Annotated in this window: 20 protein-coding genes and 1 tRNA gene; 5 read left to right on the top strand and 16 right to left on the bottom strand. The window is 30.7% G+C overall.

What is annotated here, in order from left to right; genetic code table 11:
* Positions 1-2: 2 nt before the first annotated feature.
* Together ABIK75_02050 and ABIK75_02045 are read right to left on the bottom strand one after the other, a co-directional pair.
* The gene (locus ABIK75_02050) at positions 3-1,136 is read right to left on the bottom strand and encodes a serpin family protein (GenBank protein ID MEO0089877.1); all 1,134 of its coding nucleotides are present in this window, start codon (positions 1,134-1,136) and stop codon (positions 3-5) included.
* Between the two features lie 47 nt (positions 1,137-1,183).
* The gene (locus ABIK75_02045; protein MEO0089876.1) at positions 1,184-1,522 is read right to left on the bottom strand and encodes a TRL-like family protein; all 339 of its coding nucleotides are present in this window, start codon (positions 1,520-1,522) and stop codon (positions 1,184-1,186) included.
* A gap of 167 nt (positions 1,523-1,689) precedes the next feature.
* On the opposite strand from ABIK75_02045, the gene ABIK75_02040 reads away from it, so the two are divergent.
* Positions 1,690-1,893 carry a hypothetical protein gene (locus tag ABIK75_02040; GenBank protein ID MEO0089875.1) on the top strand — a complete coding sequence of 68 codons (204 nt, stop codon included), beginning with the start codon at positions 1,690-1,692 and terminating at the stop codon, positions 1,891-1,893.
* Positions 1,894-2,057: 164 nt separating this feature from the next.
* On the opposite strand, the gene ABIK75_02035 is transcribed toward ABIK75_02040, so the two are convergent.
* Positions 2,058-2,657 carry a LysE family transporter gene (locus tag ABIK75_02035; protein MEO0089874.1) on the bottom strand — a complete coding sequence of 200 codons (600 nt, stop codon included), beginning with the start codon at positions 2,655-2,657 and terminating at the stop codon, positions 2,058-2,060.
* Between the two features lie 51 nt (positions 2,658-2,708).
* Here ABIK75_02035 and ABIK75_02030 point away from each other — a divergent pair, with 51 nt between their 5' ends.
* Complete coding sequence (locus tag ABIK75_02030) at positions 2,709-3,686, top strand: MoxR family ATPase (protein MEO0089873.1); 978 nt, start codon at positions 2,709-2,711, stop codon at positions 3,684-3,686.
* Positions 3,683-4,183 (top strand): YceD family protein, encoded by a 501-nt coding sequence (locus ABIK75_02025; protein MEO0089872.1) that lies wholly within the window; start codon positions 3,683-3,685, stop codon positions 4,181-4,183. The genes ABIK75_02030 and ABIK75_02025 overlap by 4 nt, the downstream gene beginning before the upstream one ends.
* Here ABIK75_02025 and ABIK75_02020 read toward each other — a convergent pair.
* Genes ABIK75_02020 through ABIK75_02000 form a run of 5 tightly spaced genes read right to left on the bottom strand, consistent with a single transcriptional unit; the run spans position 4,180 to position 9,226 of the window.
* Positions 4,180-4,836, bottom strand: coding sequence for a GNAT family N-acetyltransferase (locus ABIK75_02020; GenBank protein MEO0089871.1), 657 nt, complete (start codon positions 4,834-4,836; stop codon positions 4,180-4,182). The genes ABIK75_02025 and ABIK75_02020 overlap by 4 nt on opposite strands.
* Positions 4,833-7,169: a DNA translocase FtsK 4TM domain-containing protein gene (locus ABIK75_02015; protein MEO0089870.1), complete on the bottom strand. Its 2,337-nt coding sequence runs from the start codon at positions 7,167-7,169 to the stop codon at positions 4,833-4,835. Before ABIK75_02015 ends, ABIK75_02020 begins: the two co-directional genes overlap by 4 nt.
* Positions 7,166-7,780, bottom strand: coding sequence for a site-2 protease family protein (locus ABIK75_02010; GenBank protein ID MEO0089869.1), 615 nt, complete (start codon positions 7,778-7,780; stop codon positions 7,166-7,168). Before ABIK75_02010 ends, ABIK75_02015 begins: the two co-directional genes overlap by 4 nt.
* On the bottom strand, positions 7,762-8,949 hold the full coding sequence (locus tag ABIK75_02005) for a hypothetical protein (GenBank protein ID MEO0089868.1): 1,188 nt from the start codon (positions 8,947-8,949) through the stop codon (positions 7,762-7,764). The genes ABIK75_02010 and ABIK75_02005 overlap by 19 nt, the downstream gene beginning before the upstream one ends.
* On the bottom strand, positions 8,939-9,226 hold the full coding sequence (locus ABIK75_02000) for a DUF3467 domain-containing protein (protein MEO0089867.1): 288 nt from the start codon (positions 9,224-9,226) through the stop codon (positions 8,939-8,941). Before ABIK75_02000 ends, ABIK75_02005 begins: the two co-directional genes overlap by 11 nt.
* Before the next feature lie 80 nt (positions 9,227-9,306).
* Here ABIK75_02000 and ABIK75_01995 point away from each other — a divergent pair, with 80 nt between their 5' ends.
* Entirely contained in the window at positions 9,307-9,987 is a 681-nt protein-coding gene (locus ABIK75_01995) for a L,D-transpeptidase (protein ID MEO0089866.1), read from the top strand.
* Complete coding sequence (locus ABIK75_01990) at positions 9,984-10,604, top strand: hypothetical protein (GenBank protein MEO0089865.1); 621 nt, start codon at positions 9,984-9,986, stop codon at positions 10,602-10,604. The genes ABIK75_01995 and ABIK75_01990 overlap by 4 nt, the downstream gene beginning before the upstream one ends.
* On the opposite strand, the gene ABIK75_01985 is transcribed toward ABIK75_01990, so the two are convergent.
* From ABIK75_01985 to ABIK75_01950, 8 genes are all read right to left on the bottom strand, one after another.
* Positions 10,605-11,531, bottom strand: coding sequence for a hypothetical protein (locus ABIK75_01985; GenBank protein MEO0089864.1), 927 nt, complete (start codon positions 11,529-11,531; stop codon positions 10,605-10,607).
* A complete protein-coding gene (locus tag ABIK75_01980) occupies positions 11,528-14,719 on the bottom strand; it encodes a hypothetical protein (protein MEO0089863.1) in 3,192 nt (1,063 codons plus the stop codon). The genes ABIK75_01985 and ABIK75_01980 overlap by 4 nt, the downstream gene beginning before the upstream one ends.
* Positions 14,720-14,723: 4 nt before the next feature.
* A complete protein-coding gene (gene uvrB / locus ABIK75_01975; GenBank protein ID MEO0089862.1) occupies positions 14,724-16,733 on the bottom strand; it encodes an excinuclease ABC subunit UvrB in 2,010 nt (669 codons plus the stop codon).
* A 298-nt stretch (positions 16,734-17,031) separates the two neighbouring features.
* Entirely contained in the window at positions 17,032-18,075 is a 1,044-nt protein-coding gene (gene ychF / locus ABIK75_01970) for a redox-regulated ATPase YchF (GenBank protein ID MEO0089861.1), read from the bottom strand.
* 21 nt (positions 18,076-18,096) lie between these two features.
* Complete coding sequence (pth, locus tag ABIK75_01965) at positions 18,097-18,684, bottom strand: aminoacyl-tRNA hydrolase (GenBank protein ID MEO0089860.1); 588 nt, start codon at positions 18,682-18,684, stop codon at positions 18,097-18,099.
* A 9-nt stretch (positions 18,685-18,693) separates the two neighbouring features.
* Positions 18,694-19,344 (bottom strand): 50S ribosomal protein L25, encoded by a 651-nt coding sequence (locus ABIK75_01960; GenBank protein ID MEO0089859.1) that lies wholly within the window; start codon positions 19,342-19,344, stop codon positions 18,694-18,696.
* An 11-nt stretch (positions 19,345-19,355) separates the two neighbouring features.
* Positions 19,356-20,306: a ribose-phosphate pyrophosphokinase gene (locus tag ABIK75_01955; GenBank protein MEO0089858.1), complete on the bottom strand. Its 951-nt coding sequence runs from the start codon at positions 20,304-20,306 to the stop codon at positions 19,356-19,358.
* Between the two features lie 9 nt (positions 20,307-20,315).
* Positions 20,316-20,390 (bottom strand) — tRNA-Gln (locus ABIK75_01950).
* Positions 20,391-20,988: the final 598 nt, after the last annotated feature.

The raw sequence follows: 20,988 nt of genomic DNA, 5'->3' as shown, positions 1-20,988 counted from the left end.
AATTAGGGCTCAAAAAGAACACCAATAAAAAGTATTAAATTACTTTCTTTTTCAGTAATTAAAAATAAGAAAGGTCTATCACATAACATCTTAAATCTTTCTCTTACTGCCGTTAAGGCAACCTCTACGGAAGTTACTGCTGCTGCCTCGGTCCCCTCTTCTGATACATCTAAATAACTTTTATGTTTCACTTCGGAAATAAATAGATTATAAGGTTTTACATTAGCCATTTTAGAGAAATCTGCCTCATAAGGATTGAAAGCAATACTTAAATTAAGTTCCTTTAAAACCTCGTTTAAACTTTTCTCATACTCAATTTTAAATTTCGGTAAAATTATCTCGCCTTCTTTTTTAGAAAGAGAATTTAAATAGTTTTTTACATCATTATAATTTAAATCATTAATAAATTGAGTAATAGAATATCCTTCTTTCGGTAAAAAGATATAAAAACCAAATTTTTTTGAAATATAAGGAAGATAAATTGCTTGTAATTTTCCATTTTCATAATATAGAAAATCGCCATCTCTTCTCATAAATAAAACTTTCTTTTTTCTTCCATCAACTAAATTAAAATCACCTTCAAAATTATTTTTCTTATCAAATTTCTCTTCCCATAACCCTTTAAAATAAATCGCATTTATTAAATATAAAACCGCCATTGCATCTATTTTATCAATTATTTTCTCTACTTTTCCTTTAGTATTTTCCTTAACCCAATTATTAATTATTTTTATGGCTTTTGGATTATTAAAATCTAAACTTCTTATTTCTGCATAATAATAATCTTTATTTATCTTTAAAAAATCCTTTTTAAATCTAATCCCTTTTCTACCAAATAAACCATTAGCAATTTTTAATTCAATACCTTTTTCTTTTTTTAGATTTCTTAATAATTTCTGATTAATTTTATTAATACTATCTAATTTTAAATCTTCTAAGAATAGAGATTTCTTAAAGGCTTCGGCTGTCTTACCATCAGCACCATTATAGGTCATCAATAAGGCTTCAAAAATACTCACAGGAGAAATAAAAGTATTTACTTGTTTCTCTTTTATTAGCGATTGAAAAACCTTTAAACCAAATTGGTTATTAGCATCAAAAAAATTAAAAAGAAAAGACAAAATTATTATGCTCATTATAGACATTGGGGGCGGAATAAACCGCCCCCTTCCTTTTTATTTAACTATTCGCCGTAAACGATTGTTTTATATGTGGCAATAATCCCTAAGATGTTGGTAACTTGATAGTCAATATGGTGGATCTTTCTTATTCCTCCGTTCTCCATTGCTGCTTTAATGCTCGCATCACCGGTAACAATTATTCCTAAAATGGAAGTACAAGAAGCCTCGCCTACTTTTGAGTAAGAATCGGTTCCTTGGGCATAATAACTAGCATAAGGGAGTGGCATTTTGGTATCTTGATAAAGCACACCACCACCGCCCATCGTGATCATCGCACCGCAACCGAAAAAGGTAGAAACTAAAAATAAACCAATTAAAGAAAAAAGTAATGTCTTCTTCATACTTCCTCCTTTTTAGTCATAACTTTTGAGTATAACAAAGTTATTCTAAATGTCAATAAGAAAGAATAGACATTAAGAGATGTTAGATAAATAAAAAAAAGTGGTAACCTTTTAGGGTACTCTTCCGTATTATATATATGGGGAGAATAGATAAAAAGGAAGAGATTATGATTATTTATGGTAATAAATCCAAATATGGTATGAATAACTTAAAGATAATGGGCTTAGATTATTGGGAATTAAAATACCGGTATTATAGGATAAAAAGAGAATTAGATTTTGGAATTTTAGTTAAGAAGGAGTTGTTGAAAAATAAACCTAAACTGGAGGTGCTTAAAGTTTTTGATTTTCTTTATTTAATAACTAAATAAATATTCCTTTTATATACTTTCTAAAACCTACATTAATAAAACAGGAGGGCTTTATTTTCTTTTGAGAAGGGTACTGTATAAGAGATAGTATAGTATCCAATATTTAAAAGTATAATAATTAAAGATCAATATTGAAAAATCATAAAGTTTTTGGTTTTGATATTTCAGAATAAAATAAAAAGCATTTTAATACCAAAGTAAATTATTATAATCCCTAAAATAAAAAGAAGATAACGATAAATTTTCTTTTTGGCAAAAGAAGATAAAGTAGCAATAAAGATAAGCCAAAAATAATCTAAAGAAACATGAAAGATATATAAAACAGAAAGACCAATAAAACCGCTCTTTTTTATTGCCTCGTAAATTAACGGTGTTCCGATTCCTAACCACCAAATAAGAAAATAAGGATTGAAAAAGGATAAAGCGATACCGGTTAATAATGGGAGAGAGGATTTTTCTTTAACAATTAAAGGTGGTTTATAAATAAGTGCATCTTTAATAGTTAAAATTCCAAAGAGAAAAAGAAAGAGACTTCCCAAAATTCCTAAATAGAAATAAAACTTTTCTGATTTCAGAAAATTCATTAAACCCAAACCAATCAATAAAACTATCGGAAATTCAACAAAAGTATGCCCCAGACTTATTTCTAAACCGGCTTTCCAACCTCTTTTTACTCCCCAGGAGGCAGTAGCGACAGTTAAAGGTCCGGGTGCTAAAGCACCAGAAATACTAATAATTATTACTTTTAAAATTAATTCAACCAAATTTTATTCTAATTAAAATTGACTTTATTATCAATTTATTTAAAATTTATTATGGAAAGCGAAGAGATAATTTTAAAATTAAGAGAGGCAAAAAGGGCGATAGAGAATGAGTTAAAAAAAGTTATTGTTGGTCAAGAAGAGGTAATAGAAAAAATTTTAATTACTCTGATTGCTAACGGTCATGCTTTAATTATTGGTGTTCCGGGATTAGCCAAAACTCTAATTGTAAATACATTAGCGCAGGTGTTAAATCTTTCTTTTAAGAGAATTCAATTTACACCCGATTTGATGCCTTCTGATATAACGGGAACAGAGATAATTGAGGAAGATAAGGCAACAGGTAAAAGGGAATTTCGCTTTGTCAAAGGTCCAATATTTGCTAATATTATTCTTGCTGACGAAATAAACCGAACACCGCCAAAAACCCAAGCTGCTTTATTACAAGCAATGCAAGAATATAAAGTAACTGTTGGTAACGAGACTTATCCCTTGCCCCAACCTTTTTTAGTTTTAGCTACTCAAAATCCAATCGAAATGGAAGGAACTTATCCTTTACCCGAAGCCCAATTAGATAGATTTATGTTTTCTATAAATATCACTTATCCATCAAAAGAAGAAGAAAAAGAGATTGTAAAAACAACCACTTCGGCTTATAATCCCCAGATTAAACCGATACTTTCGGCTAAAGAAATATTAGAACTACAATCTCTTTTAAGAAAAGTTCCGGTTGCGGAAGAAATTTTAGATTATGCGGTTGGATTAGTAAGGGCAACAAGACCCCAAGAAAATAGTTATAAAATTATTAAAGATTATGTAAGTTGGGGGGCTTCGGTTCGGGCATCTCAATATCTTGTGTTGGGAGCAAAAGGAAAAGCAATTTTAGATGGCCGACCAACACCGACTATTGACGATATTAAAGAAATGGCACCCTTAGTATTAAGACACCGAATTGTCTTAAACTTTGCGGCTGAAGCCGATGGTATTACGGCTGATTATATAATTGAAAAATTATTGAAAGAGATAAAATGAAAAAAGTTGATAAGAGATTTATTTTTATTGTTGGTAATTTAAAAGAAGGAGATAACAAAATTGAAATGGAATTTTCACCGAATGAAGTTCTTTCTTATTACGAGGGTGAAAAACCAAATTTAAAAAGAACGAAAAATAAAAAAATGTTAATCTATCTTGCCTGTTTTTTAGGTTTTGGTCCAACAATAAAATTGAATCTTAATCTTTTTAAAAGCGGCGACAAAGTGATTGCCGATGGAAATATGCTATTTGCTATTAATCTTATTTGCGCCTTATGCAGTAAAGAATTTACTTTAAACCTTAATGAGAAAGTTTATTGTGTATATTTAAAGGAGTTTAAAAAAGAGCGCCTCCCATTAGAAAAAGAAATAAATAAAGAAGAAGCATCCCAAGAATATTATACATCTCAAATAAACATTCTTCCTTTAATTTATGATACTTTAATATTATCAATCCCTATCGCTCCCCATTGTCCGGAATGTCAAAAAAATCTTTAAATTTTCTCAAACAAAAATTGCCACCACTTCTTCTTTCTTAATACTTTTTCCATTATAAAACTGCCTTCTTGAATAAAGGGACGAAATTCTGAAGCATAATAAAGTCTTCTTTGCGAAGGATCGTGGGGATACCATTTTCTTCCTTGTCGTAATATTCGATGCAAAGTAACATCAATTGTACCGGCTTGGGTTTTAAAACCATAGTCCAAAAAGGTAATCAACATTGCTACGTGCCGCGGATAACCAACTACCGAATAGGCATTATTAGCTTTCGCTAACTCAATACCTATTTCGCATAATAGCCGAGAAAAACCTTGGCCACGAAATTTCGGCCGGATATAGGCACGGGTGATCTCCCAGCGATGTTCCTCTTTTTCTTTTAAACCTTCTTTCCAATCAGGATCTAAACGAACATAACCTATTGGTTCATTGGGATAGTTAATCCAAATTTCTAATAATTTTTCTTTAGTAATAATGTCTTCATATTGGTAAAAACCAATGATAAACTCATTAACCTGAAATTTCTTAGGGGTTTCCATAGTAATTTTTGCTTGTGGCAAATCGTCAATAAAGTCTTTAACGGTTGCTAAATTTTTCGTCGGCACAATTAAGAGAATTTTTCTAATAATTTCATTCATTATTTCTCTTCTCATTTTAGACTATTCCTTAAAGAATTTAAAATTTTATTTAATTCTTCTTCGGTCTCTACTAACACCCTTCTTGATTTTGAACCAACAAAAGGTCCAACAATGCCCGCCTGTTCCAACTGGTCAATAATTCTCCCCGCTCTTGCCCAACCAATATCCAACTTTCTCTGTAACATAGAAACAGAGGCTTCGCGAGCCATAAACACAATTTTTGCTGCCTCAAAGAACAACTCATCCAATTCGCGTAATCTTCCGGCCAATTTTTTTTCTTTTTTCTTTTCAATCGCCTCTTCTTCGGGTAATGGTTGGTGATAAGGAATTTCTAACAATTTTTCTAATACTTCTTCTCCCACAATTTTTTCTAATTTTTTTCTTTCTTCTTCAATACTTGCCTTTTCTTTGTTTATTAAAATATCCAAGGCTTCTTTCCTAATAATTTCCTCTGCTTTTTCTTCAGGATTATCAAAAAAAGGTGAAAGTAATTCTTCTAAATATCTTCTTGTCCATAAGTTAACTATTTTTTTAGCCTCCTCGGCCGAAAGAAAAGCGCCGTGCAATCTTATCGGATCTCCCTTTCCTGGTGGCAAAAAAAGCATATCTCCTTTTCCCAACAAACTTTCGGCACCGTTCATATCTAAAATTGTTCGTGAATCGGTTTTTGAGGCTACCTGGAAAGCGATCCGGCAAGGGAAATTAGCTTTTATTAACCCGGTAATCACATCCACTGAAGGCCTTTGGGTTGCCAAAATTAAATGAATTCCTACCGCCCTTGACATTTGGGCTAATCGCGTAATTTTCTGTTCAATTTCTACTGGTGCCCGTAACATTAAATCAGCTAACTCATCAATTATCACCACAATATAAGGTTTTTTAGGTAAAGAAAGTTCCTCGGCTTTTTGATTAAAACCTTCAATATCTCTAACTCCCAAACGAGCAAACTCACCGTATCTTTCTTCCATAATTAAAATTACTCGGTCTAGTTGTTCAAGCGCCATTTTAGGATCAGTAGTAGTTGGTGAAAGAAGGTGAGGAATCGGATCATAAATTGGTAATTCTAATTGTTTAGGATCTATTGTTAAAAATCGGACATCATGATAATCAGAGTTAAAGATAATAGAAGAAATTATACAATTAATACACACACTTTTGCCTGAACCAGTTGTCCCAGCAATCAGAATATGGGGCATCTCTCTTAAATCAGCAAAATAAGGTTCACCAGTAATAGTCTCCCCTAAAGCAAAAGTTAAAGCACTCACAGATTCTTGAAAACCTTGGGAAGATAATACTTCTTTTAAATATACAGTTCTTCTTTTCTTATTAGGAATTTCAATACCTACTGCCGATTTTCCAGGAATAGGAGCGAGAATTCTTATTCTTTCTGCCTTCAAAGAAAGAGCCAAATCATCGGCCAGACTTTCAATTTTTTGAATTTTTATTCCCGGTGCCGGTTGAAATTCAAAACGGGTAATCACCGGTCCGGTAACATAAGAAACAATATTCCCCGTAATTCCAAATTCCTTTAATTTGTTTAACAAAATTTCTGCTTCTTCCTTCAATTCTTTTTCATTCTTTCCCTGTTCTTCCTTTGGCGATGCTAGCAGTGATAAAAACTCTCTTTGGAATTCGTCTTTTATAATTATCTTTTCCCTTTTCCGCTCTTTTAAAATTTTATCTTCTTTCTTTACTGATGTTTCTTCTATCATAACCTTTTCGCTTTCTTTTATCTTCGAAATTTCAGTTTCCTTTATTTTTAAATTTTCTTTCTTTACAACAGAAACTCTTTTAATTTTAATCTTTTTAAAGATTAACCTGATCAATCTGATAAATTGAGAAATAAGGAATTTTGAATAAGACAGAAACTTTTCACCGGTTAACATAATTATGAGAATTAAAAAAATTCCCAAAATTAAAATGTAACTTCCAACTACTCCAAAAAGACTTACCAAAATGTTGCTAAGTTCCCAATTTATTCCCGAAAGATAATAATCTATTCTTCCCAAAGTTAAAGTGAAATATTGAAGAACAATTAAACTAAAAATAAAGGTAAATATTATAATTTTTATCAATCTATTTCTATATTCCCTTCTTCTAAAAGAAATTGCAAAACCTATAAGAAAAAGGATAAAAATTATTGGAAAAGAAAGAAGACCAAAGATTTTTAAGAAAAATTCCGAAAAATAATAACCAATAACTCCACAAAAATTTTTCTCTTTTATGTTACCATTAAAAAAATAGAAAGAGAGGATGCTCAAAAATAAATACAAACTAAAAAGAAACAATAGAACAGTTATAAAATAAGGTCTCTTTTCTTTATTGATTTTCCGATTACTATTTTTCATATTTCCATTCCTGTAAAAATTTGATAAAAAAAGTTAATAAAAGGCGAAATAACTCTCCAAAGGATTGGGACACCGATCAAAGAACCAAGAAAAATTAAACTAATAAGAATATAAAATCCATAGCCTTCTATTTCCATATAGTGTTCCCGATATTTATAAGGTAAAATATACATAAAAATTTTTGAACCGTCAAGTGGCGGAATTGGCAAAAGATTAAAAAATGCAAGAATTAAATTATAAATAACAAAACTTCTGAGGAGTAAATCTAAAAAAAGCGAAGTGGGGTTAATTAACCGATAAAAAATACCAAAAACCATAGCGGAAAAAAAATTTGCCATCGGGCCGGCTAAGGAAGTTAAAATTACTCCTCTTTTGATATCAACAAAATTATAAGGATTAATTGGAACTGGTTTTGCCCAACCGATACGAAAAAAGAAAAGAGCAATCGTGCCGATAAGATCCAAATGTTTTAAAGGGTTCAAAGTTAAACGACCAGCTAATTTGGCAGTTGGATCGCCCAGTCTATAAGCAACATAAGCATGCATAAACTCATGAAAAGAAAGACCAAAAAGAATGGCTGGTGCCGAAATAATTAATGTTTTTGCGTCCATTTTATAATCTCCCTAATTTCATCTTCTCTATTTTTCAATTTCCCATCGATCTTTTTTAATTTTAAATGTAATAAAACCTTAGAAAAATCCTTTTCTTTTAAATTCCTAATTGTTCCGATCGCAAGCAATTTCTTTAATTCCTTTCCATCAATCAAAGGTTCTACGGTTTTAATTTTTTTATAAATTTGGATTTTTTTTCTTAAGGAAGATTCCAAAGCATATATAATTTTTAAGGTTGGTGAAGAGAGCCAGGATAATAATTGATAAATTTTTGAGTTCTTATTTGTTTTTGATAACCTTCTCTTTATCTGTTTAAAATAATTTAGTTCTTTAATAACTTTCATTTCTTCTTTTTTTAATATTTTCAGTTCTTCAAAATTTAAAAGATGGAGAAAATAAATAAAAATCCATTCTATCGGTATTTTAAAATTCTTTAATTTTTTCAATTCTTTAATCTCCTGGTAACTTAAAGATTTCCCAAAAATTTTTTTTAGAATGCCTAACTGCGAAAGGGAAAGAATCATTTTATCAAATTTTTTTTCTTTGAGAATTAAATTTAATTCGTGAAAAATTCTTTGATAAGAAACAACATTCAGATAACTTTCTTTAACCGCTTTTTTTAATAAATTTAACGTTTTTCTCTCAATTTGAAAATTAAATCGCTTAGCGAACCTTATTGCTCGAAAAATTCTTGTTGGGTCATCAACAAAACTTTTTTCATGTAAAACTCTTATTATTTTAGCTTTTAAATCATTGATACCAAAAAAGGGATCAATGATTTTATCTTCCAATAAATCATAAGCAAAAGCATTTATTGTAAAATCTCTTCTTTTTAAATCAACAAAAATATCGTCTACAGGAATCACCTTTGGCAAAGCGCCTGGTCTTTCATAAATCTCATCTCTTAAATGAGCAATATCTAAACAATTAGAATTATAAATTATTTTTCCCGTTAAAAATTGAGGATGGAAAACAAACTCGCCTTTTAATCTTTCGGCTAACATTTTGCCAAATTTCTTCACATCACCATTAATTGCAAAATCAAAATCAATCACTTTCTTCTTCAAAAAAATATCTCTTAAAGGTCCTCCTACTAAAAAAATTTTAATATTAATTTCTCGGGCTAATTCAACCGCTTTAACAATAACTGGCTGATTTTTAAAATCCAAAAGGTTTTTTCTCTTGCCTATGCTGTTTGATTTCACCAAATTGGCTTTCGTATTTTTTAATATTCTCCTCTAAAGCAGAGAGTAATAATTTCGCGTGAGCCGGCGTCAAAATCACTCGGGCAAAAACTTTTGCCTTTGGTAATCCCGGAAGCATTCGAGCAAAATCAATAATAAATTCATGAGGCGAATGGGCAATTAAGAAAAAATTGCTGTAAACCCCTTCTGCTTCTTTCTCACCAATTTCAATATTTATTTGGTGTTTTTCATTCTCCGACATATTTAAAATTTTAATAAAATTATTGATAAAGTCAATTTGTAATTGACAAACTTATTGGTTTTTTTATAATTTATAATAAAATGAAAATAATTTGGGTGTTCCTTTTTGTCTTTTTAAGTTTTCTTTTCTTCTTTTTAAGTGAAGTTGTTTATCCCTTTAATGAAACGATAAGATTTGATGTTTTTAATAATGTTAAAAAAATAAATTATTTGAGAAAAGAAATAAGAAATTACCAGAAAATTATTGAAAAAAAACGTAAACTCTTAAGGCAGAAAAAAGAAGAACTGACTTCCTTCAAAAAGGAAAGTAATAATGACGAATATTATTGTGTGGTTGACCTCTTTTCTCAAGTTCTTTATCTAAAAAAAGGAGAAAAAATTGTTGGAGAATTTAAAATTTCAAGTGGCTCAGGAAAAATTTTAGTAGCCCCTTTCGGCAAAAAATGGCAATTTGTTACCCCTAAAGGGGTTTTAAAGGTTTTGAGAAAGATTAAGAATCCTGTTTGGTATAAACCAGATTGGGCATTTATTGAAGAAAAGAAACCTATTCCACCAAGTGATTCGCCTTTAAGAAGAGTGAGAGGAATCCTTGGGGATTACGCCTTAGATTTAGGGGGTGGAATTTTAATCCACGGAACACCTCATGAGCATCTCTTAGGAATCCCTGTTTCCCATGGTTGTATTCGCGTGGAAAAAGAAGGAATTAAGATGCTTTATGATTCATTAAAAATTGGTGCCAAAGTTTATATTTACGGAAAATGAAAAGGTTGTTTGATATCTCACTATTTATTTTTATTATCTCCTTTGTGCGATTAAGCGAAAGTGTAATAAAAAAGACTGTGTTTTTAGAAATTAACAATCGAGAAAATGAATTAAAAGAGCTAATTTTTCTAAAGGATAGTTTGGAGAAGGAATTAAAGGAAACTGAGCAAGAAATTAGTTTACAAAATTTAAAGAGGAGTTTAGGAGAACTAAAAGAATTTTTTCTGGAAATCGATAGAAAAAATAAACTGGCCTATTTAAAAATTGAAGATAAAACACTAAGAAGAATGAATTTTGATCTTTTCCTTCAGGGAGATTTTGCCTTACCAATGGGAATTTTACAAATTGTTGCAAAGCAAGAAACCACCTATTTTACAATACCGGAGCATTACTACGGACTTTTAGGAAAGAGACCACCCAAAGAGGAAGAGAGAATAATTAAAAACAGTTTTTCACCTTATCTTCTTTCTTTAGGAGAAAACTTAGTAATTTGTGGTCCTTTTGCCGAAGAATTGCCAAAAGATTTGATTGATTTTAACGCAATAATTTTTTCTTTAGAAGATATGAAGGTTCTTTTTCATTCCTTAAAAGAAAACAGCAAAGTTGTCTTCTATTAATTACCTAACGCCCTTTATTTTTAATTTATTAAGTAATTCCCGTGAATAGAAAGTATAGGGTGTTAAAGGATGATTAAAAACAATATCTTCTAATAGGAAAATTGCTCGACTCTCTTCTTTTTCTAAAAGAAGAGAAGCAAGGTAATATTGTGCTTTGGCACGAAAAAAGTCATTATCCGTTTTTAAAGCATTCTCCAAGGCACTAATTGCCAATTGGATTTTGTTTTCTTTTTGATAAACCTCAGCCAACTTAATAAGAGAATAGTCCTCATTAATTTTCTTTAAAATATTAACCGCTTTTTCTTTTTCACCCATTGTTAAAAGAATTAAAGAATAAAAATAATTTTTTATATCTTTACCACTACTCAAAAGTAAACCCAATTCTTGAACTTCCTCCTTTAAGGGGCTCTTCTCAAAAAGGCTGAGAAAATTAAATATATTAAAAAGAACTGAGTCGTTAAAACCCAAATAACCGATTAACAATATTTGATAATAAGTTTTTAATTCGCCTTGCGGTAAAAAATTGGAAAATTCTTTTGCTTTTTTTAGATCGTTTTTCTTCATTAGAGAAAGAAGGCTCAAAAAGGGGTAATTTTTATCTATTAACTCTATTTTATATTTATCTAATAATTGCCGAACGAAAAAGGCACTTTCTTTTGATATTCCTAAAGCCTGTTCCCAATAGGAATAACCAGCTTTAAAATTTTTATTAATAATTTCAATCTCTCCTAAGGTAAGTAAAAGAAGAATTTCTCGAGGATATTTTTTTAAAAGTTCTAATGAAAGATTTTTAAGTTCCTTATATCTTTTTTCTCTGAAGCTCATTTCTTTATATTCTAAATAAAGGGAATCTTTAAAACCCTCCTTTAATAATCTTGTCTGCCAATTATCACTTAAAATAAAAACCAATAAAATTAATCCTTTCATTCTTCTAACAATTTATAAAAATATTCTTTAATCAAGGGGTAATATTCCTGGGGAAAATCTTCTTTTAAAATCTTTAAAAGTTCTTCTTGGAGATATTTTTTTCGTTCGCCATAATCTTGGGGTAATAAAATTTTTTCTTTTATCTCATACTCTTTACCTACTTCCGCTTCGTACTCCTCTTCCTTTTCCTTTTTTCTTATGCTCCTTTCTACATCTAACAATCGCCGATAGATTCCAGCAGTTCTTTCAATCAATTCCCTTCTAATATTTAATTTACTTAAATCTTCTTCAATTTTTTTCATTTCTTCTAAAATTCCTTCCATACTACTGGTTAACCCTGGTTCCGAAGAAAGACTTTTTAAAGCATTTTCTAATATTTTTCTTAGGGAACTTAATTTGTTCGCCATCTCTTGTAACTTTTGTAAATCCATTCCACCCATCGGCATCGGTATTGGAAAACCGCCCATCTCCGACAACATTTCGCCAAGCATTTCACTTGCTTGCTGCAGAGCATTTAAAAACTCTTCTATTCCACCGCCCCCCTTTGTTCGCTGGTTTAAAAGATAGATAATATTCAAAATAGTTTTATCAATATTTAATTTCACATTCCCTAAAATATTTTTGGCATAATTGAAATTCTTTTCGGCAATAAATCTGCTGATCCTTTCTAAATCCGAAATGCTTTTGATTAACCCCTGAGCCAACTTAGGCGAAATAATTAAAGATTGATTGCTTAAAGAAAGCAAAGAATCAGAAAGTAATTTTATACTATTATAAAGGAGACTTATTTTCTTACCAAAATCCTTCTCACTATCTTCATCTTTTATATAAAAATTTATCAGATTTTTACTTTCTTTACTTAAATCATTCAGTGCCAAGCCAATTTTCAAAAGGTTATTAAAAATCTTTTCTTTATTTTTCTCACTTATACTCTTCTGAAAATCCTTTAAACGGTCTGCCAAATTTTTTAAATCCTTCCTTAAAGCCGAGGACATCCTTTTTGCTGAAAACAGGTTTTTTCTTTCCATTTCCTGAGCAATCTGCCTTGCCCTTTCTTTTAAATCCAATTTTTCTATAAGTTCTTTTAACTTTTTTTGAAATTCTTGATAATCCTTATCTTCAAATTGGTATTCTTTTATCTCTTTTTCTAAATTTTCTATTGCCTTTTCTAAATCTTTTTGTTCCTCAATAGGCAGTTTATTTATATCCTTTTCAATCTCTTCTTGTAATCTTGCCAATTCATTGAACTTCTTTTCCCATTCTTTTAATTTAGCCGAGTTTAATAAATTCTTCAAAAGATTCTCTGCTCGCTCCATTATTTTTTTTAACTCTTCACTACTTATTTTTAATTGGGAAAGATACTCACGCCAATTCTTTGATTTTTCTAATTCCTCTCTCAGTTTTAATAATCTCTCCTTCAATTCCTTAGGGATCATTTCATCAAGTATCCGAAACAGTTCCATAAGTTTACTCAAAGTGGCCTGATCAAACAACGGATATTCTTTCAATTCTTTTAATAACTCTTCAACCTCTTTTCTAAATTCCGAAAATTTACTTATTAATTCTTTATTTTTATCTAAAATATTACCCAAGGTTCTCTTTTCTTCATAAGAGATTTCTCTTTTTTCCTTAAAGGATTTTTCCAATTTCTCCACCTCTTTTAACATCTCTGTCAAATCACTTTTTTCTTTACCTACTTCAGAATATACTTCTTCTATCCTTTCGGTTGTCTTGGTAAATATCTCTTCGATTGTTGGAAATTTTATTTTATAAATATTGGTTTTTGAAGATTTTGGACCTTTAATAATATCGTTATCATAACAAACAGCATAATAAAGAACCTCTTTCCCCGGCAGGAGGTTTAGATCCGTTAAATCCCACCAAAAATCAACCGAATCACTTTTTTTATCAATGCTAAATTTTTTAACCAAAAAAGTGTCACTATCTTTTATTCCGTAAATCCTTGCCTCTTTAACTTGAAAATCGTCTAAAAGATAAATTCTTAAAGGAACCTTCATATTTTCGGGAAGGTCAATATCTTTATTAGGGAAAAGAAAGGTAATATAAGGATATTCATCGGCTAAATAGTTTATCCCAATACTTGTTGTTTCGCTATTAAAAATAACCATTAAAGTCCTCTCCGCCTCCTCTAACAGCGAGAAAAAACAAGAATCTTGGTTTTCACTAATTATTCTCTTTTCCGTTAATACTTGATTAAAATAGGGTTTCGCTTTTAAAATTACATTCGAACCAAGTATTGCCGAAATCTCTTTTGGAAAAGAATATTCAGTTGGTGAAAGTTGCGTATAAGAAGGAGGAATAACTTTTAAGGATAATAATGTTAATTCCCTCGTTGGGGAAAAACTGATTTGATAAACTGGTGATTTCAGATTTAGAATTTCGAAATAATAAGTTAATTCTTCTTTGGGAACAATTATCACCTTCGCTGAATCCTTCACTAATTTTAATGCTGTTTTTCTCTTAAAGTCCCCACCATAGACAAAATTAACCTTTTTAAATTTAAAAGGCGAAATCAATTTCAATTTTATCTCTACTGCTTCACCCTTTTTGACAAAAAGATTTTTTGGCTCAATCTCAAATTGGATGGGCAATTTATTTTTGTTAAAAACAGAATAAAAACCTATCTTAAAAGGAACGGGAAAAATTATGAAATATAAAAAAAAGATGATTAAAGAAATAGAAAAGATAATAAAATTCTCTTTTAATCTCTTATCAATCCCCAATTTTTTAAATAAATTTTTCTTGATAAAAGAATAATTCTCCTGAAACCTTTTTTCTCCCTCTTTTATTGCCCAATTAATTAAAGAAAGGGAATATCTTTCTTTGCTTTCTTGATATTTTTTATAATTCCTTAGAAAGGAAACCGCCGGTGTCAATTCTTTATTTAAAGCATCAAAATTTTCATCAAGGATTTGGGCAATTTTGATTAGGGAATAATCCTTAAAAAAGGGGAAATAATTCTTTCTTTTGATAAAAAGATAGAAAGAAAAAATAAATAAAATAAAAAAAAAGAAAAAGATAATTAAATAAATACCTTCAAAGATTAAAAAATTGGTTATTAAAGTAAGGAAAAGAAAAATAATTAGGGAAAGGAAAGAGAATAATAGAATAAAAAAATGGGAAAGAAAAATTTTTCTTCTCAATTTATTAATTTCTTTTAAAAGCATTTAATTATTTTCTTCTCCTTTTTCTTTGGTTTTTTAAGGTTTCAATTGTTAATTCATCTTTAAGTTGCCTAATCTTATCTCTCAAAAAAGCAGCCCTTTCAAATTCTAAATTCTCGGCTGCCTTTTTCATCTCAATTGTCAATTTCTCAATAATTTCTAATTTATCATCGCTATCCATTATCTCATCAATCTTATATTCTTCTTCCTTGGCATCGGCGACAACAGTTGTTAATAAAACCTGTTGAACGGTCTTTTTAATACTTTCTGGTTTTATACCATGTTTCTTATTATATTCCAATTGAATTCTTCTTCTTCTTTCTGCCTCTTTTAATGCCTCTTTTATTGCCTCGGTAATATTATCGGCGTATAAAATAACTTCACCCCGCACATTTCTTGATGCCCGACCGGCAATCTGAATCAAAGAACGGGCATCCCTTAAAAAACCTGTCTTATCAGCATCTAAAATACAGACAAGAGAAACTTCTGGTAAATCTAATCCTTCCCTTAAAAGATTTATTCCAACCAAAACATCATAATTTCCCAATCTTAAATTCCGCAGAATCTCCACTCTCTCTATTGGGTCAATTTCTGAATGCAAATAATTAACCTTAAAACCAAGTTCTTTCAAATAATCTGCCAAATCTTCTGCCATTCTTTTTGTTAAGGTTGTCACCAATACCCTTTCTTTTCTCTTTACCCTCTTTCTAATCTCATTTATCATATCATCTATCTGATTTTCGGTTGGTCTAATAATCATCTTTGGGTCAACAAGTCCGGTAGGACGAACAATCTGTTCAACAACCCTTGCTTTTACTTTCTTTAATTCATAATCACCAGGAGTAGCGGAAGTAAAAATAACTTGATTGATTAAACTTTCAAACTCATCAAATTTTAATGGTCGGTTATCTAAACAAGAAGGTAACCGAAAGCCATATTCTACCAAAACCTCCTTTCTTGAGCGGTCACCCCGATACATTCCATAAATCTGCGGTATGGTGATATGGCTCTCATCAATCACCATTAAATAATCCTTCGGAAAATAATCTAAAAGGCAATAGGGTCTTTCACCAGGTTTTTTAAATAAAAGATGCCTTGAATAGTTCTCAATTCCTGGACAATAACCAAACTCCAAAAGCATCTCAATATCAAAACGGGTTCTTTGTTCCAATCTTTGTGCCTCTAACAATTTGCCCATCGCCTTTAATTCGGCAACCCTTTCTTTCAGTTCTTCCTCAATTGACTCAACTGCCCTTTCAATACGGCTTTTATTTGTGGTAAAATATTTTGCCGGATAGATAACAACCATCTCCTTCTCTTCTATCTTCTCATTTGTTAATAAATCGAAAATGGTAATTTTATCCAAAGTATTATAATAAAATTCAAATCTTATTCCAAAATCTTTATGGGAAGGATGAACTTCCACAATATCCCCTCGTACTCGAAAACAGCATCTTTTTAACTCGATATCATTTCGGGAATATTGCAAATCGACTAATTTCTCAATTAACTCATCTCTACTTATTTTCTTATTTAAATTTATTGGAAATATTGATTCTTTAAATTCCCATGGTTCACCTAAATTATAAATACAAGAGACCGAAGCCACAACGATCACATCTCTTCTTTCAATTAGCGAAGAGGTAGTAGATAGTCTTAATCTTTCTATCTCTTCATTTATTGAGGCATCTTTTTCAATATATAAATCTAATTCCGGTACATAAGCCTCTGGTTGATAATAGTCATAATAGGAGATAAAATATTCAACCGCATTTTCGGGAAAGAACTGTTTAAATTCACCATACAATTGGGCAGCCAAGGTTTTATTATGTGAGATAATAATTGTCGGTTTTTGAACTTCCTGAATAACATTAGCAATAGTAAAGGTTTTACCGCTACCAGTAACACCTAAAAGACATAGAAATTTTTCGCCATTCTTTATCCCTTCAGATAACTCCTTTATTGCCTTGGGCTGGTCTCCTTTTGGTGTAAAAGGCGATTTCAGTTTAAATTCCATATAATAAGTATAAACCCTTTTTATCTACTGGTCAATGATGAAAGTATTCACCGGTTACTTATATAAAAACTTAAAACAAAACTTTCCTTAATTTTTAAGTTATTACTTTCCAAAATAACCTATTTTCCCCTTTTAATAATTCCTTTTTAACCAAATTCATTTTTTTAAACAGCCCTATATTTAAGATTCAAAAATAGACTATATAGTAAAGCCTATAATAAATAACTATCAAAACCACCCTAATACTATATCCCAGACTATTGGGGGGACGGATTTTAGAAAAATATTTGAATTATACTTATACCTTAAACCTTATCAAAATTATATCGCCATCTTCTACAATATAATCTCTACCTTCTATTCTTACCAGCCCTTTTTCTTTTGCCTTTTGATAATCACCAATTTCAATTAAATCTTTGTAATTTATCACTTCGGCTTTAATAAAACCTTTTGCGATATCAGTATGGATTTTTTCTGCTGCCTCAATTACCTTTGAACCCTTTTTTATTGACCAAGCCCTTGTCTCTTCACCCTTTATTGTGTAAAATCTTATTAAAGAAAGGGTACGAAAACATTCGCTAACTAATCCCATTATCCCTTCTTCATTTAGATTTAATATCTTCCGATATTCCTTTTTCTCTTCTTCACTTAAATTAATTATCTCTTCTTCTAAGGCAGTAGAAAAAATATAGGGTTTCTTTTCTTTTAGTTTCGGATATTTTTCAATATCAAAGCCATTATTTTTATCAGCATTGACCGCATATATTCTTGGTTTTAAGATAAATAAATTATATTTCTTTAACAAATTTTTTTCTTCTTCATTTAAATTTATATCAATTTCACCTCTTATTAAATGTTCTCTTATTTTTATCATTATATCTCTTTCTTCTTTGAGGGTTGGTATCTTGGCAATCTTTTGGAGATTATTCTCAATTATATTTAAATCGGCTAATGCCAATTCCATTTCACAAATATCTAAATCCCTTTCTGGATTAGGAGAACTATAAATATGAGGAATTTGATTATTGAAATCCCTTAGTAAGTGTAAAATTAAATCGGCTTCACGAATATGGGAAAGGAATTTATTTCCCAAACCCTCTCCTTCTGACGCTCCCTTGACTAATCCAGCGATATCAACAAATTCAATTGTTGCATAGGTTTTTATCTTTGGCTTTGTTATCTCACAAATCTTTTCTAATCTTTCATCAGGAACACAAACAATACCAATATTTTTCTCAATCGTCGTAAAGGGATATAAATCAACCTTTGCCTGACATTTTGTTAATAAATTAAAAAGGGAAGTTTTACCAACATTGGGAATGCCAACAATACCAACTTTCACAACTTAATAATAAAGAGAAAATTAGCAAAAGTCAATCTTTTTATTAAATTTATTCATTGCCGATTTTATTCCTTCTCTAATAAAAACAATAATTGCTTTTTTAGCAATTTCAATAATTTCGGGCAATTTTTCTTTCTCTTCATTATTAAACTCCGAAAGAACATAATCAGTAGCGGTCATTCCGATTGGCTTACCAATGCCAATTCTTAATCGGGGAAATTCATTTGTTTCCAAATAATAGATAATACTTGCCAACCCCCGATGACCACCATCACTACCCTTTTCTCTAATTCTAATTTTGCCAAAAGGCAGATTGAGATCATCTAAAATGCAAAGAAACTTATTCAAATCGTAAGAAAGATTTTTTAAGAACTCCTTCACACCAACACCCGAATAATTCATATAGGTTAAGGGTTTTACTAAGTAAATCTTTTTATTTTCAAAAGAAATTATCGCACTTTCATAAAACTGGTAATTTTTAAATTTCTCATTAAAATCTTTTACTAAACTATCTAAAACTAAAAAACCTAAATTGTGGCGGGTAAATTGGTATTCTTTACCAGGATTGCCTAAACCACAGATAATATAGGGACTTTCTTTTTCATTCACAAAAGAAAATTATTTTTCTTCTTTTTCTTCTTTCTCTTCTTCTTTCTTCTCTTTTATTACCTCTGGTTCTTTTGTTTCTTCAACAGTTGGTGCTACTTCTTCAATCTTCTTCGGTGTCAAAACTGAAACAATCGGCGTTTCTGGAGGCAGAGTGGGTTCTACTTTTTCCCACTTTATTTCATTAATATGGATGCTATAACCCATTCTTAGGTGACTAATATCAATCTCAATATAAGGTGGAATATCCGCTATTTTCCCTTTTACCGGAATGGAATAGAGGTGTTGATCCAAAATTCCTCCCATTTTTACTCCAATGGCGGTACCTTTTAGAATCACTGGACAATTAACCGTGACTTTTTCTTCCGGATGGATTTTCTGAAAATCAATGTGAATAAATTTTTGAGTAATTGGATTTTTCTGTAAAGCCTTCAAAACGACTGGAAATTCTTCATTATTTTCCTCAATCCGTAAATTCAGAATTGGACTTCTTTTGGCAATCTGATGCAAAATTTTTGTAAACTCTCTCTCTTCCACCCAGAGATTGATATTTTTTTCATTTTTACCATAAAGAATCGCCGGAATTTTTCCTTCTCTTCTTAATTTTCGGCAAGTTCCTTTTCCGGCTTTCTCTCGAAGATGGGCGACTATTTTTAATTCCATTTTTTCCTCCTTTAGATAAATAATGAACTAACTGATTCATTTAAATGAATTCTTTTTATTGCCTCTGCCAAAAGTTTGGCGATAGTTAATTGGACAATTTTACTGTTAATTTTTTCGGGCGCTAAAAAAATCGTATCACTTACAAAAACTTGCTTAATTTCACTATTAAGAATTTTTTCGCAAGAATTTTGGGAAAATAAAGGATGACAGGCACAAACATAAACCTCTTTAGCACCCTGCTTTTTCAAAAGTTCTCCAGCTTTCACAATGGTTCCTGCGGTATCAATTAAATCGTCAAAAATAATACAAATCTTATCTTTCACATCGCCAATTAAATTATAAACTTCGGCTTGATTTGGGCCCACTCTTCTTTTATCAATAATTGCTAAGGGTAAATCGCCCAGCCTTTTTGCAAAACCTGTGGCTCTGCGGGCACCGCCAATATCCGGAGAAACCACTACTGCTTTTTTTAATAACTCTTCTTTTTCCTTCTTAAAATATTCAATAAAAATTGGTGCGGAATAGATATGGTCAACTGGAATATCAAAGAAACCCTGAATCTGCTCAGCATGTAATTCCACTGTTAAAATTCTATCAGCACCGCTTTTCTGTAATAAATCAGCAACCAATTTTGCCGAAATTGATACCCTTGGCTCATCCTTCCTATCCTGTCGGGCATAACCAAAATAAGGGATTACTGCTGTTATCCTGCCGGCAGAAGCCCTTTTTAAAGCATCCAAAAATAGAAAACATTCTAATAAATTTTCTGCTGGTGGATTTGTCGGCTGAATCAAAAAGACATCACAACCCCGCACACTTTCTTCAATTTTTAAATAGATTTCACCATCAGCAAAATTATAAATGGTTACTTTTCCCAAGGGTAAATTTAAGATCTCACAAATCTTTTGAGCTAACGGAGGATTAGCCCGACCAGTAAAAATTTTTAATTTATTCTTTTTCATTTTAAAAAATGGCTGGGGCGGGAGGATTCGAACCTCCACAACAGGATCCAAAATCCTGGGTCCTGCCCATTAGACGACGCCCCAGAAAAGTTTCTACTGCTAAAACCCCTATCCCCTTTTCTTTTAATAAGTCTTTTATTCTTTTCTGCTCTTTTCTATCTTTTACCCAAATAAATAATCCACTACCGCTTCCCGTTAATATTGGCTTTAAATTTAACTCTTCCATTTTTTTAATAATCCTTTTTATCTCTCTATATTCTTCACAAATTAAATCTTGAAAATCATTTTTTAAATATTCCAATACTTTACTATATAATTTTTTTCTTAATAAAGATATTAAAATTTTAAGGGAAAAATTATGTTTTGTCAATTTGATATGGTTATATGCCCATTTTGTAGAGATAACAATTTTTGGTAGATAAAGTAGAAAATATAATTTCGGAATTTTGATTCTTTCTAAAATTTCGCCCCGACCAGAAGCAAAAGAGGGCTTGGGATTAATAAAAAAAGGAACGTCCATTCCTATCTTTTCTGCCAACTTATAAAGTTCTTTTTCTTTAGCAACTTTATCAAAGATTTTATTTAGAAAATAAAGGGTAGCACCGGCATCTGATGAACCGCCGCCTAAACCACAACCAATCGGTATATTTTTCTTTAAAATAATCTTTATCCCTTTATTGAT

It is taken from the genome of candidate division WOR-3 bacterium (assembly GCA_039801725.1).
Taxonomy (GTDB): domain Bacteria; phylum Hydrothermota; class Tepidihabitantia; order Tepidihabitantales; family DTDR01; genus DTDR01.
This window is presented reverse-complemented; position numbering and strand designations above follow the sequence as displayed.